The organism is Ferrovibrio sp. (genome assembly GCF_029255545.1).
Classification (GTDB): Bacteria; Pseudomonadota; Alphaproteobacteria; order Ferrovibrionales; family Ferrovibrionaceae; genus Ferrovibrio.
In genome coordinates, this window is record NZ_JANLJJ010000082.1 from 10,255 (window position 1) to 25,633 (window position 15,379).

At 66.2% G+C, this 15,379-nt stretch carries 15 protein-coding genes; 14 read left to right on the forward strand and 1 reads right to left on the reverse strand.

Annotation, left to right across the window (positions count from 1 at the left end):
• On the forward strand, positions 1-786 hold a 786-nt coding region (locus Q1J79_RS15990; RefSeq protein WP_300302334.1), incomplete at its 5' end, for a ZIP family metal transporter.
• Positions 787-812: 26 nt separating this feature from the next.
• On the opposite strand, the gene Q1J79_RS15995 is transcribed toward Q1J79_RS15990, so the two are convergent.
• A complete protein-coding gene (locus Q1J79_RS15995; RefSeq protein WP_300302336.1) occupies positions 813-1,727 on the reverse strand; it encodes a DMT family transporter in 915 nt (304 codons plus the stop codon).
• Between the two features lie 178 nt (positions 1,728-1,905).
• On the opposite strand from Q1J79_RS15995, the gene alr reads away from it, so the two are divergent.
• From alr to hemN, 13 genes are all read left to right on the forward strand, one after another.
• Positions 1,906-3,036 carry an alanine racemase gene (gene alr / locus Q1J79_RS16000; protein ID WP_300302339.1) on the forward strand — a complete coding sequence of 377 codons (1,131 nt, stop codon included), beginning with the start codon at positions 1,906-1,908 and terminating at the stop codon, positions 3,034-3,036.
• On the forward strand, positions 3,033-3,809 hold the full coding sequence (locus tag Q1J79_RS16005) for an ABC transporter permease (RefSeq protein WP_300302341.1): 777 nt from the start codon (positions 3,033-3,035) through the stop codon (positions 3,807-3,809). Before alr ends, Q1J79_RS16005 begins: the two co-directional genes overlap by 4 nt.
• A complete protein-coding gene (locus Q1J79_RS16010; protein WP_300302343.1) occupies positions 3,806-4,582 on the forward strand; it encodes an ABC transporter ATP-binding protein in 777 nt (258 codons plus the stop codon). Before Q1J79_RS16005 ends, Q1J79_RS16010 begins: the two co-directional genes overlap by 4 nt.
• 133 nt (positions 4,583-4,715) lie before the next feature.
• The gene (gene radA / locus Q1J79_RS16015) at positions 4,716-6,167 is read left to right on the forward strand and encodes a DNA repair protein RadA (protein ID WP_300302346.1); all 1,452 of its coding nucleotides are present in this window, start codon (positions 4,716-4,718) and stop codon (positions 6,165-6,167) included.
• A gap of 15 nt (positions 6,168-6,182) precedes the next feature.
• Positions 6,183-6,851: a CvpA family protein gene (locus Q1J79_RS16020; RefSeq protein ID WP_300302348.1), complete on the forward strand. Its 669-nt coding sequence runs from the start codon at positions 6,183-6,185 to the stop codon at positions 6,849-6,851.
• Positions 6,852-6,906: 55 nt separating this feature from the next.
• Positions 6,907-8,364 (forward strand): amidophosphoribosyltransferase, encoded by a 1,458-nt coding sequence (gene purF, locus Q1J79_RS16025; RefSeq protein ID WP_300302350.1) that lies wholly within the window; start codon positions 6,907-6,909, stop codon positions 8,362-8,364.
• A 58-nt stretch (positions 8,365-8,422) separates the two neighbouring features.
• On the forward strand, positions 8,423-9,553 hold the full coding sequence (locus tag Q1J79_RS16030; RefSeq protein ID WP_300302353.1) for a zinc-binding dehydrogenase: 1,131 nt from the start codon (positions 8,423-8,425) through the stop codon (positions 9,551-9,553).
• Positions 9,554-9,644: 91 nt separating this feature from the next.
• A complete protein-coding gene (locus Q1J79_RS16035; RefSeq protein WP_300302355.1) occupies positions 9,645-10,367 on the forward strand; it encodes an SDR family NAD(P)-dependent oxidoreductase in 723 nt (240 codons plus the stop codon).
• A 3-nt stretch (positions 10,368-10,370) separates the two neighbouring features.
• A complete protein-coding gene (locus tag Q1J79_RS16040) occupies positions 10,371-11,111 on the forward strand; it encodes a fumarylacetoacetate hydrolase family protein (RefSeq protein WP_300302357.1) in 741 nt (246 codons plus the stop codon).
• A 123-nt stretch (positions 11,112-11,234) separates the two neighbouring features.
• Complete coding sequence (locus Q1J79_RS16045) at positions 11,235-12,116, forward strand: DMT family transporter (RefSeq protein WP_300302552.1); 882 nt, start codon at positions 11,235-11,237, stop codon at positions 12,114-12,116.
• A gap of 105 nt (positions 12,117-12,221) precedes the next feature.
• Complete coding sequence (locus Q1J79_RS16050) at positions 12,222-12,581, forward strand: hypothetical protein (RefSeq protein ID WP_300302359.1); 360 nt, start codon at positions 12,222-12,224, stop codon at positions 12,579-12,581.
• 16 nt (positions 12,582-12,597) lie between these two features.
• Positions 12,598-13,875 carry an NAD(P)/FAD-dependent oxidoreductase gene (locus Q1J79_RS16055; protein WP_300302361.1) on the forward strand — a complete coding sequence of 426 codons (1,278 nt, stop codon included), beginning with the start codon at positions 12,598-12,600 and terminating at the stop codon, positions 13,873-13,875.
• Positions 13,876-14,118: 243 nt separating this feature from the next.
• On the forward strand, positions 14,119-15,379 hold a 1,261-nt coding region (gene hemN / locus Q1J79_RS16060; protein ID WP_300302363.1), incomplete at its 3' end, for an oxygen-independent coproporphyrinogen III oxidase.

Consider the following 15,379-nt stretch of genomic DNA (forward strand, 5'->3'; position numbering starts at 1 on the left):
ACATCGCTCTCCCCTTTCCTGCTTGGCGTTCTGGCCAGCGTGGTGGCCGGCTTCCTGGCCACCACTTTGGGCGCCGTGCCGGTGTTTTTCCTGCGCAGCATGCGCGACACAACGCAGAACCTGATGCTGGCCTTCGCTGCCGGCGTGATGCTGGCGGCGACCTTCTTCTCGCTGCTGCTGCCGGCGCTGGACCAGGCCGAGACGGGGCTGGGCGATCGCAGCCAGGCGGCGATTGCGGTGATCGCCGCATTGCTGACCGGCGCGGTGATCATGCATCTGGCGCACCGCTATGCGCCGCACGAGCATTTCGGCAGCAAGGGCCGCGAAGGCGCCGATGCCGGCAGGCTGGCCCGCGTCTGGCTGTTCGTCATCGCCATCGCGCTGCATAACTTCCCCGAAGGCCTGGCGGTCGGCATCGGCGCGGCCAGCGGCGATCTGGGCAGCGGCCTGGGCGTCACGCTCGGCATCGGCCTGCAGAACCTGCCGGAAGGTCTGGCCGTCGCCGTGGCCCTGCGCGGCGAAGGCTATACCCGCGCCCATGCCTTCTGGATCGCGGCCCTGACCGGCGCGCTGGAACCGCTGGGCGGCATCGTCGGCGCCGGTTCGCTGGCGATCTCGGCCGGCCTGCTGCCCTGGGCGCTGGCCTTTGCCGCCGGCGCGATGCTGTTCATCATCTCGTCCGAAGTGATCCCGGAAACCCATCGCCACGGCGTCGAACGCGGCGCGACAATATCGCTGTTCGGCGGCTTCGTGGTGATGCTGTATCTCGATGTGGCCCTAGGCTGAGAAATCCTGGGCTGAGAAATCCTGGGTTAAGCGCCCCGCTTCCACTCCGCCAGCAGGATGCCGCCCAGCACCAGCACCAGGGCGGCGACGTGATACAGCGCAAGCTGCTCGTTCAGGATCAGCATGGCAAAAGCCGTGCTGAACAGCGGCATCAGGTTGGTGAACAGGCCGGCGCGGCCCGCCCCGATCAGTTCGACCGCGCGGATGAAAAAGATCTGCGACAGCAGCGAGGGGAAGATCGCCACATACAGCAGCACCAGCCAGCCTTTCCAGGTCGGCACGAAGAATTCGCCGGCCATGATCTCGACCCCGAGCAGGATGATCGACGAGATCGCCGCCGCCGGCGCCATGGCGGCGAAGAACACCAAGCTGGGCACCAGCGGCCGGTTACGCAGCAGCACCGAATAGCCGGCATAGAGCACGGTGGCGATCAGGATCAGGATGTCGCCGCGATTGATGGTGAGCGTCAGCAGGGTGGCGAAGTCGCCCTTCGCCGCCGTCACCACCACGCCAACCATCGACACCAGCATGCCGATCCATTGCAGCAGGCGCACGCGCTGGCCGAACATCAGCAGCGCGCCAATGAAGATCATCGCCGGCATCGCCGCGTTGATGATGCCGATATTGATGGCCGTGGTGGTATGCGCCGACCAGTAGAGCAAGGTGTTGTAGCCGGTATAGCCCAGCGTGCCCATGGCGCCGAGATACCACAGCCGCGGCTTCAGCGTGGGCCAGTGTTCGCGCAGGCCGCGGCCGCTGATGGAAAGCATGATGCTGGCCACCACCAGCCAGCGCAGGCAGGTGAGCGAGGCCGGCGAGATTTCGCCCACGGCCAGCCGGCTGACCACCGAATGGCCGCCCCACATGGCGGTGGTCAGCACCAGCAGCAGATACGGCCGGGAATACAGGCCCTGAACGATGGGCTGGATGGGCTGGAACACGGACGGCGACTCCCCCGGACGATGTAGATGGCGATGCGAACGCAAAACGACTCTGGTCGCCCTCTTCCGTGGCCAATCCCCCTTGCCCGTACTCTGACCCAGCCCGCCGGGCCGGACAAGATCACAGAACAGGCATTTAACCCTGTTCCTTTCACCCCTGCTGGGCTAAACACCGGCCATGACCGATTTCGGCGACCAGGCGATTCTCACCATCGATCTTGATGCGCTGGTCGCCAACTGGCGCCGGCTGGGCGGCATGGCCCCCAAAGCCGAATGCGCCGCCGTGGTGAAGGCCGATGCCTATGGCCTGGGCGCCGCGAAAGTCGGCCCCGCCCTGTTCGCCGCCGGCTGCCGGCGCTTCTTCGTGGCCCACTCGACCGAGGCGCTGGCCCTGCGCGAGGCCGTCCCTGAGGCCACGATCCATGTTCTGCACGGCCCGGCGGCCGGCGCGGAAGCCGATCTGGCCGCCGCCAACCTGAGCCCCGTGCTTTCCACGCCAGGCCAGATTGCCGCCTGGGCGGCCGAGGCCCGCCGGCTGGGCCGCAAACTGCCGGCCGCGATCCATATCGATACCGGCATGAACCGGCTGGGCCTTAACGAAGCGGAAGCCAATGTGCTGGTCCAGGACCCCAGCGCGCTGGACGGGCTGGACGTGCAGTTCGTGATGACCCACCTGGCCTGTTCGGACGAGCCCGATCATCCGCTGAACCAAGCCCAGCGCGAGCGCTTCGCCGCCTGGCGCCAGCGCTTCCCCGCCCTGAAAGGCAGCCTGGCCAATTCGGCCGGCATCTTCCTTGGAGCCGATTACCATCACGACATCCTGCGGCCGGGCATCGCCCTGTATGGCAGCAATCCGCTGGACCCGGCAGCCGGTCCCCGTCGCGAGGCCAGCCGGATGGCGGAAGTGGTTCATCTGCAAGGCAGAATCCTGCAGGTCCGTTCCGTTGACAGGGGCGATACCGTTGGCTACGGTGCCGGCTATATCGTTGAAAAACCGAGCCGAATCGCCACCGTGGCGGTCGGTTATGCCGATGGGTTCTCTCGCGCGCTGTCGGGTCGGGGCAGCGCCGTCATCAGGGGTCGCCAGGGCCATGTCAGAGTGCCTATCGCGGGGCGGGTTTCCATGGATCTGATCACGCTGGACGTCTCTGCGCTGGGCGCGGATGACTGCCTGCCCGGCATGAGCGTCAGCCTGCTGGGCGGCGGCATCGACATCGACGAGCAGGCCGCCTGCGCCGGCACCATCGGCTATGAACTGCTGACCCAACTGGGCAAGCGCTATCGCCGCGTCTATAAGAGCGCCGCATGAACCCGCTTGCCGTCATCGGCCGCATCTTCCTCGATTTCCTGGTCTCCGTCGGCCGGGTCAGCGTCTTCACCTTCAATGGCGTGCGCCATGTCTTCGCGCCGCCGATCTACCTGCGCCTGACCGGCCGCCAGATGATGGTGATCGGCTATTACTCGCTGCCCGTGGTCGGCCTCACCGCGCTGTTCACCGGCATGGTGCTGGCGCTGCAGATCTACCTCGGCTCATCGCGCTTCAATGCCGAGAATGCCGTGGCCTGGATCGTGGTGCTCGGCATCACCCGCGAACTGGGCCCGGTACTGGGCGGCCTGATGGTCGCCGGCCGCGTTGCTTCGGCCATGGCCGCCGAGATCGGCACCATGCGGGTGACCGAGCAGATCGACGCGCTGACCACGCTCTCCACCAATCCGTTCAAGTATCTGGTCGCGCCACGCATGATCGCCGGCGTGGTCACCCTGCCGGTGCTGATCCTGGTGGCCGATATCATCGGCGTGATGGGTGGTTATCTGGTCGGCACCCACAAGCTGGGCTTCAATGCCGGCACCTATCTGAAAAACACCTTCGATTTCCTCGAAACCCTCGACGTGGTGTCTGGCCTGGTGAAAGCCTCGGTATTCGGCTTCATCATCGCGCTGATGGGCTGCTATCACGGTTTCCATTCCAAGGGCGGCGCCCAGGGCGTCGGCCGCGCCACCACCGATGCGGTGGTGTCGGCCTCGATCATGATCCTGATCGCCAACTATTTCGTCACCGAACTCTTCTTCTCGGGCCAATGAGCAACGACGCCAAGATAGCCCTGAGGGGCGTTTACAAGCAGTTCGGCAAGAAGGTCGTGCTGGATGGCATCGACCTGGAAGTGCCGCGCGGCAAGTCGCTGGTGGTGATCGGGGGCTCGGGCACCGGCAAGTCGGTGATGATCAAATGCGTGCTGGGCCTGATCCGGCCCGAGCGCGGCGAGATCCTGATCGACGGCCAGGATGCGATGAAATTCAGCGCCAGCGAGCGTGAAGAAACGCTGCGCAAGTTCGGCATGCTGTTCCAGGGTTCGGCGCTGTTTGACTCGCTGAAGGTCTGGGAGAATGTCGCCTTCGGCCTGATCCAGGGCCGCCGCATGGATCGCGACCAGGCCAAGCAGATCGCGCTCGACAAGCTGGGCCAGGTTGGCCTGGGCCCGGAAGTCGGCGAGTTGTCTCCATCGGAACTCTCCGGCGGCATGCAGAAGCGCGTGGCGCTGGCCCGCGCCATCGCCGCCGAGCCCGAGATCATCTTCTTCGACGAGCCGACCACCGGCCTCGATCCGATCATGGCCGACGTGATCAACAACCTGATCAAGTCCTGCGTGCAGAAGCTGGGCGCCACCACGCTGAGCATCACCCATGACATGGCCAGCGCCCGCAAGATCGCCGACTACATCGCGATGATCTACAAGGGCAAGATCATCTGGCATGGCGCCGCCGCCGAGGTCGACCATTCCGGCAACGACTATGTCGACCAGTTCATCCATGGTCGGGCTGATGGCCCGATCAAGATGGAAGTGCTGAAGCCTTGAGCCGGTTACGCGCGATTTCACAAATCGTCACCCCGGCCTTGAGCCGGGGCCCCATTACTGCCGCCGCAAATGGGATCCCCGCTCGCGCGATGCAACAGCATCGCTTGGCCGGGATGACGGCAGCGGGTTCCTGATGGCGAAAGCGACGGAGTCCTTCGTCTGCCAGTCCTGCGGCGCCACCTACCGCAAATGGCAGGGCCACTGCGATTCCTGCGGCGGCTGGAACACCATCCTTGAGGAAGCACCAAAAACCGCCGTGCCCAAGGGACTCTCGGCGGGCAAGGGCAAGGCGATCGGCTTCGCCTCCTTGAGCGGCCAACCCGACAAGGTGGTGCGCACGGTCACCGGCATCGACGAACTCGACCGCGTGCTGGGCGGTGGCCTGGTGCCCGGTTCGGCCATCCTGATCGGCGGCGATCCCGGCATCGGCAAATCCACCATCCTGTTGCAGGCCGTGGCGCAGATGGCGCGGCGCGGCGCCACCGCGCTCTATGTCTCGGGCGAAGAGGCCGTGGCGCAGATCGGCCTGCGCGCGCAGCGTCTGGGGCTGGCCGACGCGCCGGTGATGCTGGCCGCCGCCAATTCCCTCCGCGACATCCTCGCCGGCATCGACACGGCCATGACGCAAGGCAAGGGCGCGCCTGCCGTGATCGTGATCGACTCCATCCAGACCATCTTCGCCGACAATATCGAAAGCGCGCCCGGCACCGTGAACCAGGTGCGCGCCTGCGCCCATGAACTGGTGCGGGTGGCCAAACAGTCGAATGCCGCCGTGTTCCTGGTGGGCCACGTGACGAAGGACGGCCAGATCGCCGGCCCGCGCGTGGTCGAGCACATGGTCGACACCGTGCTGTATTTCGAGGGCGAACGGGGCCACCAGTTCCGCATCCTGAGGGCGGTGAAGAACCGCTTCGGCGCCACCGACGAAATCGGCGTTTTCTCCATGACCGATGGCGGCCTGTCGGAAGTGCCCAATCCTTCCGCCCTGTTCCTCGGCCGCTCGGAAGCCGGCAAGGGCGAACCGGTGGCGGGTTCCGCCATCTTCGCGGGCATGGAAGGCACAAGGCCGTTATTGGTGGAAATCCAGGCTTTGGTCGCACCCTCGCCGCTGGCCACACCGCGCCGGACCGTGGTGGGCTGGGATACAGGCCGGCTGGCCATGGTTTTGGCCGTGCTGGATGCCAGATGCGGCTTGCGTTATTCGGGCTGCGACGTCTATCTCAACGTCGCCGGCGGCCTCAGAGTCGTCGAGCCGGCCGCCGATCTGGCCGTGGCCGCCGCCCTGCTCTCGGCACTGGCCGACAGCCCGGCGCCGGAACGCACGGTGTTCTTCGGCGAGATCAGCCTGGCCGGCGAGGTTCGCCCGGTGAGCCAGGCGGAAGCGCGGCTGAAAGAAGCGGCCAAGCTGGGCTTCGAGCATGCGGTGATGCCGGCGGGCGCAAAGAACAAGGTGAAGGGCATCGGAACGAGCGAACTGATGCGGCTGAACGAACTGGTCGAACTCTTCCCCGCCGCCCGGGCCGCCGCCAAACGGGCCGCCGCCGGGCGTGACCAGCGCAACAGCTGGTCCGGTGAAGATGAGTAACGGTAAGGAATCCTGATGTCGTCGCTGCCGATCAACATCGTCGACCTGATCGTCATCGTCGCCCTGCTGCTGTCGGCGCTGCTGGCGCTGTTCCGCGGCATCGTCAAGGAAGTGCTGTCCATCGTCGGCTGGGTGGCGGCGCTGGCGGCGACCTACTTCTTCTTCCCCCATGCCCGCGACATGGCGCGGGTCTATATCGAATCGCGGCTGTTTGCCGATATCGCCGCCGGCATCGCGCTGTTCCTGCCGACCCTGATCCTGTGCTCGCTGCTGACCCATTGGGCGTCCGAACGGGTGCGCGCCTCGGCGATCTCGGCGGTGGACCGGTCGCTCGGCTTCCTGTTCGGCCTGGCCCGTGGTGCCCTGATCGTGGTGGTGGCCTTCTGGATCACCGACCGGCTGATCCCGGAACAGACCCGCCCGGCCTGGCTGAACGATGCCAAAACCCGCCCGCTGGCCGAAGCCGGCTATTTCTGGGGCGCGGAAATGATCCTGCGACAACTCGACCCAAGCCGGGTGCCGGAAAAACGGGTACAACCCGGCCAGGCGCCGACCCCGGTGCCCACACACCAGACACAGGGCACCCCAGGCCGGACCGGCGGCGCTGACTCGCGCGGCCAAACCGGCTATAAGACCGAGGAACGCCAGGGCATCGACAGTCTTATCCGGCAGGACAAGCCTTGAAGCCGCCGCGAGCCTGCCCCATCTACACCGCTCGCGGACGACGGAGCCGCTGACCATGCAGACCAATCCCTTCGACGACGACAAGCTGCGTGAGGAATGCGGCATTTTCGGCATTTTCGGCAGCCCCGACTCGGCCGCGAATACCGTGCTCGGCCTGCATGCCCTGCAGCATCGCGGGCAGGAAGCCGCCGGCATCGTCGCCTACCATGAGGGGCGCTTCAACAGCCATCGGGCGCTGGGTCATGTGGCGCCGAATTTCTCGTCGGAAAAGGTGATCCGCGACCTGCAGGGCAACAGCGCCATCGGCCATGTGCGCTATTCCACCTCGGGCGCCACCCTGCTGCGCAACGTGCAGCCGATCTACGCCGACCTGGAGCTGGGCGGCATCGCGCTGGCCCATAACGGCAACCTGACCAATGCGCGGATGATCCGCGACGACCTGGTGGCCAAGGGCAGCATCTTCCAGTCCACCATGGACACGGAAGTGATCACCCATCTGGTCGCGCTCAGCCGCAAGACCAACGTGGTGGACCGCATTGTCGACGCGCTGAAGCAGATCGAGGGCGCCTATGCGCTGGTGGCGCTGACGCCGAAGAAGCTGATCGGCGTGCGCGATCCCTGGGGCGTGCGGCCGCTGGTGCTCGGCAACCTGAAGGGCACGCCGATCCTGGCGTCGGAGACCTGCGCGCTGGATATCCTCGGCGCCGATTTCGTGCGCGACATCGAGCCGGGCGAACTGGTGGTGATCGATGCCGACGGCATCCATTCGCATCATCCTTTCCCGCCGGTGCAACGCCGCTTCTGCATCTTCGAATACATCTACTTCGCCCGCCCGGACTCGCAGGTGGAGGGCATGAGCGTCTACGAGGCGCGCAAGCAGATCGGCGCCCAGCTGGCGCGCGAGAACCCGGTCGAGGCCGATGTGGTGATCCCGGTGCCCGACAGCGGCGTGCCGGCGGCGATCGGCTACGCCGCCGAGAGCGGCATCCCGTTCGAACTGGGCATCATCCGCAACCATTATGTCGGCCGCACCTTCATCGAGCCGACCGACCAGATCCGCCATCTGGGCGTGAAGCTGAAGCACAATGCCAACCGCGCCTATATCGAGGGCAAGCGGGTCATCCTGGTCGACGATTCCATCGTGCGTGGCACCACTTCGACCAAGATCGTCGAGATGGTGCGCGAGGCCGGCGCGAAAGAGGTGCATATGCGCATCGCCTCTCCGCCCACCACGCATAGCTGCTTCTACGGCGTCGACACGCCGGAACGCTCCAAGCTGCTGGCGGCGACGCATACGGTCGAGGAGATGACCAAGTTCATCAAGGCCGACAGCCTTTCCTTCCTCTCGATGGACGGGCTCTATCGCGCCATGGGCCGCCCGGCTCGCGATGCCGCCAAGCCGGCCTTCTGCGATGCCTGCTTCTCCGGCGATTACCCGATTGGCCTGACCGACGAGGCCGATCGCAACACGCGTGGCCCGCGCCAGCTCACCCTGCTGGCCGAAACCGGCTAGCCTGCGCGATGGCCAGGGCGGCATCAGACCGCCCGGCCTGTCATCCGGGGGGAAACTCATGTCCTTGCGCTTCAAGGCTGCCGTGCTGCGCGAAACCGGCCTGCCCCTGCCCTATGCGCAATCCCGCCCGCTGCGGATCGAAGACGTCGACGCCGAAGGACCACGCGAGGGCGAGTTGCTGGTGCGTATCAAGGCCGCCAGCCTGTGCCGCTCGGATCTCTCGGTGGTGAACGGCCTGCGCGCCTGGCCGCTGCCCATCGTGCCGGGCCATGAGGCCAGCGGCGTGGTCGAGGCAGCCGGCCCCGGCGTGAGCCGGGTCAAACGCGGCGATGCCGTGGTGCTGATCTTCCAGCCGCAATGCGGCGCCTGTCCCAGCTGCACCTCCGGCGAGGCCCATCTCTGCGGCCCCGGCCTGCAGGCCAACCGTGCCGGCGGCCTGCTGGGCGGCGGCACGCGGCTGCGCAGCGGCGACACGCCGGTCCATCATCACATGGGCCTGTCGGCCTTCGCCGAATATGCCGTGGTGTCGGAAGCTTCGGTGATCAAGGTGGCAGATGGCATCCCGTTCGATGTGGCCGCGCTGTTCGGCTGCGCCGTGATGTGCGGCGCCGGCACCGTACTCAACACGGCAGCCGTGCGACCGGGCGACAGCGTCGCCATCGTCGGCCTGGGCGGCGTGGGTTCCAGCGCGCTGCTGGGAGCGAAACTCGCTGGCGCGGAACGTATTGTCGCGGTCGATACCGATGCGGCGCGGCTGGAAACCGCGCGCGATCTTGGCGCCACCGATACCGTGCTGGATCAGGCCGGCAATGGCGCCGCGCAGGTGCTGGACCTGACCGGCGGCGGCGCCGACCACGCCTTCGAAACCGCCGGTACGCTGGGCGCCTTTCACACCGCCTACCAGGCGGTGCGGCGCGGCGGCCAGGTGGTGACCGTGGGGCTGATCGACCCGAAAACCCCGTTCAGCCTCGATGTCGCCGCCCTGGTGACCGGCGCCAAGACGGTGAAGGGCAGCTATATCGGCAGCTGCAACCCGCAGCGCGACATCCCAAAATACATGGCGCTGCATCAGCGCGGCCTGCTGCCGGTGGACCGCCTGATCAGCCACCGCCTGCCTCTGGCGGACGTGAACACCGCGCTGGACCGCATGGCCGGCAACCAGGCCCTGCGGCAGATCATCCAGCCCTGAAGGGCGCCCGGCGCTTCTCGGCGCCGGCCATTTGGGCTATTTAGCCCCTCACCGACAGCCGGCCCGCCGGCGCAACCAAGCGAGAGTTACCATGCGTCTCAAGGACCGCATCGCGCTGATCACCGGCGCCAGCCGCGGCATCGGCGCCGCCATCGCCAAACGCTATGCCGCCGAGGGCGCGCATGTGATCTGCGTCGCCCGCACCACCGGCGCGCTGGAAGAGCTGGACGACGAGATCAAGGCGATGGGCGGCAGCGCCACCCTGGTGCCGCTCGACCTGGAGAAGACCGAACTGATCGACGGCCTGGCCGCGCCGCTCTACGAGCGGTTCGGCCGCATCGACATCGTGGTGGGCAATGCCGGCATCTTCGGCCGCATGACGCCGCTGCACCAGTTCCCGCCCGACCTGTGGGAGAAGGTGTTCAAGGTGAACGTGCATGCCAACCAGCGCCTGATCCGCGCCGTGCATCCGCTGCTGCATGCCTCGCCCTCGGGCCGCGCGATCTTCGTCACCTCTTCCGTCGCGCGCGACATCCGCGCCTACTGGGGCGCCTATGCGGCCTCGAAGGCCGCGCTGGATGCCATGGTGCTGGGTTATGCCAGGGAAACCGAGCAGAGCAACATCCGCGTGAACCTGGTCAATCCGGGCGGTACGCAGTCGAACATGCGCGCCGAGGCTTTTCCCGGCGAAGACCCGAACACCCTGCCCAAGCCGGAAGACATCATGGAGGTGTTCGTCGCGCTGGCCGAGGCCGGCTGCACCCGTCACGGCGAATGGATTTCCGCGCGCGACTTCTGCGGGATCGCGAAATAGCCGATGCATGGCGAGGCCATTGCCCGCCTGCTGGCCGCCCGCAAGGGCGGGCCGCTTTATGCGCCCGATTACGAGCTTGCGGGCCTGGACGATGTCTGGACCATCCAGTCCGGCGTGATGGCCGCGCTCGGCCCGGTCGGCGGCTGGAAGGTGGGCCGCTCCGCGCCCGACCAGCCGGCGATCCGCGCGCCGATCCGCGCCGGCATGATCCGGCCTTCGCCTGCGATATGGCAACCGTCGGAAACGCGGCTGCGCGGCGCCGAGCTGGAAATCGCGTTCCGCATCAATGCGCCGCTGCCGCCAGCTGATGCACCGGATTTCCTGTCACGCCTTGCGAAAGCCGTCACGCCACTGCCGGCCTTTGAGGTCATCGACAGCCGGCTGGGCGATCCGCGCACGGCAAGCCGGCTGTGGATTCTGGCCGATTTCCAGATGAATGCCGGGCTGGTGCCTGGTGCGCCGTTCGAGGGCGACTGGCAACCGGAGGATTTTGATCACGTGTCGGCACGGCTTGAAGCCGATGGCGAGGTGATCTGCGACGGCCCCGCGACTATGCCGGGTGGCTCGCCCTTTGCGCTGCTGGCCGAACTGGCGCGGAGCTGCGGCGATCATTGCGGCGGCCTGCAGCCGGGCCAGATCGTCACCACCGGCTCGTTTACTGGCCTGCGTTTCTTCAAGGCGGGCACGACGCTGACCGGCACGATTGCTGGCATGGCACCGATCAGCGCGACGTTTGCGGTTTGACACCACCGTCAATCCAGCGTCATGGCCGGGCTTGACCCGGCCATCCACGTCCAGTCATCTAGCAAAAAACACGTCGATGCCCGGGCCAGGCCCGGCCATGACAAGGTTGGTATTGGTATCGTGATGCCCCCTCCCCGCTCTCCCCTCGCCGGCATGGCGCTGGTTGCCTTTGGCGCTGTCGGCTTTGGCCTGATGCCGTTATTCGCCCGCATCGCCTATGCCGAAGGCCTGCCGCCGCTGTCGCTGCTGACCTGGCGGTTCGGCATCGCCACGCTCTGCCTGCTGCCCTTTGCCGGGCGCATGATCGCAGCAAAGCGCGATGCGCTGGTCGCAACCCTGGCCGGCGCCGGCTACATGGGGACGATGTTCTTCTATTTCCTGGCCCTGCAGCAGCTCAGCGTGGCGCTGACCGTGCTGATCCTGTTCACCTATCCCCTGTTCACCATCCTGCTTGGCTGGCTCGCCTTCGGCGAACGCCTGACCTGGCCGAATGCCGTGGCCGCCCTGCTGGTGCTGGCGGCGGCCATGCTGATCCTGTCGCCGGCGGGGTTCGGCAATGACGGCCTGCCGCTGATCGCCATCGGCATGGCCTTCATTCCGCCGCTGGCCTATGCGGTGTTCATGCATGTCGCCGCCAAGCGTCTGAGCGCGGTGACGATCCCGGTGCGTCTTGGCGGCGTGTTCCTCGGCGGCCTGATCGCCATGCTTCTGCTCGGCCTGCTGATGGATGGCGGCATCACCAATCCTGCCTCGATCGCCGGCTGGGGCGCCGTGCTGGCGCTGGCCATCGTCAGTACGGTGGGCGCGCTTGGCCTGCTGCTTCTGGGGGCGCCGGCGGCCGGCGCCGAACGCACGGCGATTGCCGGCGCCAGCGAACTGGTCACCGCCCTGGCGGTGGGTGCGATTGCTTTTGGCGAAAGCCTGGATTTGCGTATGATCGGCGGCACGATATTGATCTTTGTTGCCATCCTGCTGGCCGCCAGGAGTGGCGGAGATAGCCGGTAGATTACGACACATTTTTTGTGTCTATTAATATTATCAACAAAATAATTTGCTAAAAACGAGCAAGGCGCCTATTCTTCCCGCATAAAGATAAATCGGGAGGGAAACATGCATCGCTCAGTCTCGCCATGGCTTCTGGCCGCCGCCCTGGGGGTGGCCGCCTATGGCCTGGTCGGCATTGGCCAGTTCGGCATTGGCCACTTCGGCATTGGATCGGCCACCGCGCAGCAGCGCAACGGCATCACCGACATCACCCTGGCCGCGCAGACCTGCAATGTCTGCCATGGCAGCGCGTCCTACATCTCGCCCACCATGCCGGCGATCCACGGCCATGATGCCAACACGCTCTATGCCGCGCTGACCGAGTTCAAAACCGACAAGCGCCCCTACACCATCATGGGCCGCATCGCGCGCGGCTATTCCGACGAGCAGCTCAGGGCGCTCGCCGATTACCTGGCCAAGAACTGAAGCGGGAGATCCAGCCATGACCACCTATTCCCGCCGCCACATCCTGGCCGCCGGCGCCGCGTCAGCCGCCGTGTTCGGCCTGCCCCATATCGCCAAGGCCCAGGCGGCCGGCCGCGTCGTCGTGATCGGCGGCGGCTTCGGCGGCGCCACGGCCGCGCGCTATATCAAGCTGTTCTCGCCCAACACGGAGGTGACGCTGATCGAGCGCGATCCGAGCTATATCACCTGCCCCTTCTCGAATTACGTGCTGGGCGGCATCCGCAAGCTGGACGATATCACCCAGCGCCGCGATCCGCTGCAGCAGCGCTACGGCATCAAGATCCTGCGCGGCGAGGCATCGGCCGTCGACACCAATGCCAAGCGCGTGCGCCTGAAGGATGGCGGCCAGGTGAATTACGACCGCCTGGTGGTGGCGCCGGGCATCGAGCTGAAATATGCCGGCGTGCCGGGCTGGAGCGAGCAGGCCGCCAATACGGTGATGCCACATGCCTGGAAGGCAGGACAGCAGACCCTGCTGCTGCGCAAGCAGCTGGAAAGCATGGCCGATGGCGGCACCGTGATCGTGGCGCCGCCAGCCAATCCGTTCCGCTGCCCGCCCGGCCCCTATGAGCGCGTCAGCATGATCGCGTGGTACCTGAAGACCCATAAGCCGAAATCGAAGATCCTGGTCCTGGACGCCAAGGACGCCTTCTCGAAGCAGGGCCTGTTCGTTTCGGGCTGGGAAAGCCAGTATCCCGGCATGATCACCTGGATCGCCGGCAAGGATGGCGGCAAGATCGAGAGCGTCGATCCGAAGGACATGACGGTCACAGCCGGCTTCGGCAAGGAAAAGGGCGCGGTGATCAACATCATCCCGCCGCAGAGCGCCGGCAAGATCGCCATTGATGCCGGACTGGCAGAAGCAAACGGCTGGTGCGCCGTCGAGCCGACCAGCTTTGCCTCGAAAAAAGCCAAGGATGTCTATGTGCTCGGCGATGCCTCGATCGCCGGCGCCATGCCGAAATCCGGCACCGCGGCCAACAGCCAGGCCAAGGTGGTGGCGGCGAATGTGGTTTCAAGCCTGCGCGGCACCACGCCGCCGGCGGCGGTGTTCCACAATACCTGCTACAGCCTGGTGACGCCGGAATACGGCATCTCGGTCACCGGCACCTACCGCGCCGGCCCGCAAGGCGTGGCGGAAGTGCCCAATGCCGGCGGCGTCTCGCCCATGCAGGCCAATGCGGCCCAGCGCAAACTGGAAGCCGAGCATACCGCCGGCTGGTATGCCGGCATCATCGCCGACACCTTTGGCTGAGCGCGCTCGCCCAGCAAAAAACCCCCGGAGCATGAAGCTCCGGGGGCTCAGTTGGGGAACACGAGGGTCATCCCTCGACGCTGACCCGATTTTTATCCCATGACGGAGCAATCGATTGCTGTGACCATGGTCACAGCCCGAACCGCTCCATAAAACTGTCATGGATCAAATATTTAGCCGGTGTAATCGGCCCGGTTGCGCTAGGTCAAAGCCGCCGCGCGGCAGACATGCTCCAGTTGCGCCATGATCGACTCCGCCGCTCCCCATTCCACCGCGACCCTGGCCGCTCTGGCGGCCCGGATCGGCCCGGTGCCGCGCTATACCTCCTACCCCACCGCGCCACATTTCCAGGCTGTGGACAATGACCGCGCCTGGCGCGGCTGGCTGGGCGAGCTGCCGGATGACAGCGCCTTCAATCTCTATGTGCATGTGCCCTTCTGCCGGCAGATGTGCTGGTATTGCGGCTGCCATACGCAGGTGGTGAAGAATGACGAGACGCTGGAGCGCTTCCTGCAGCTGCTGCTGCGCGAGATCGACCTGACCCTGCCTTACCTGCCGTCGCGGCCGCGCCTGGCCGGCCTGCACTTTGGTGGCGGCACGCCCAGCATCCTGGGCAGCGACGGCCTGCAGCGCATCGCCGAAAAGCTGTATCACCATTTCACCCCGGAGCCCGGCGCCGAGATCGCCATCGAGCTCGATCCGCGCCGTTTCGACGCCGGCCTGATCCCCGGCCTGAAGGCGCTTGGCATCAACCGCACCAGCCTGGGCGTGCAGAGCCTGGACGAAAGCGTGCAGGCCGCCATCAATCGCCGCCAGCCGCTCGACCTGGTGGCGCGCACCGTCGATGCCCTGCGCGAGGCCGGCATCACCTCGCTCAATCTCGACCTGATCTATGGCCTGCCGCGTCAGACAGTGGAGAATGTGATCAGCACCGTACAGCAGAGCATGGCACTGCAGCCCGACCGCGTCGCGCTGTTCGGTTATGCCCATGTGCCATGGATGAAGGCGCATCAGGCCCGCATCGATACCGCCACCCTGCCCGATACCGCGGCGCGTTTCGCCCAGGAGGCAGCGGCAGCGCAGACCCTGGTGGAAAACGGCTTCTGCCGGGTCGGCCTCGATCATTTCGCCCGCCCCGACGACAGGCTGGCGCAGCATGCCGTCAACGGCGAGCTGCATCGCAATTTCCAGGGTTACACCACGGCCGTCGGCGAAGTGCTGCTCGGCTTCGGCCCCTCGGCGATCAGCACCCTGCCACAGGGCTATGCGCAGAACATCCCGTCGGTCGCCTCCTGGCGACAGGCCGTGCATAACGGCGACCTGCCGGTCGCCCGCATGCGCCCGGTGTCCCAGGAAGATGGCCTGCGGCGCGCCGTGATCGAAGAGCTGATGTGCCATCTCAATGTTGATCTGGCAGACATGGCGCAGCGGCACGGCATGACCGCAAACCTGTTCGATGCCGACCTGCCGCGGCTGGAGTTGCTGGAGCATCATGGCATCGTGC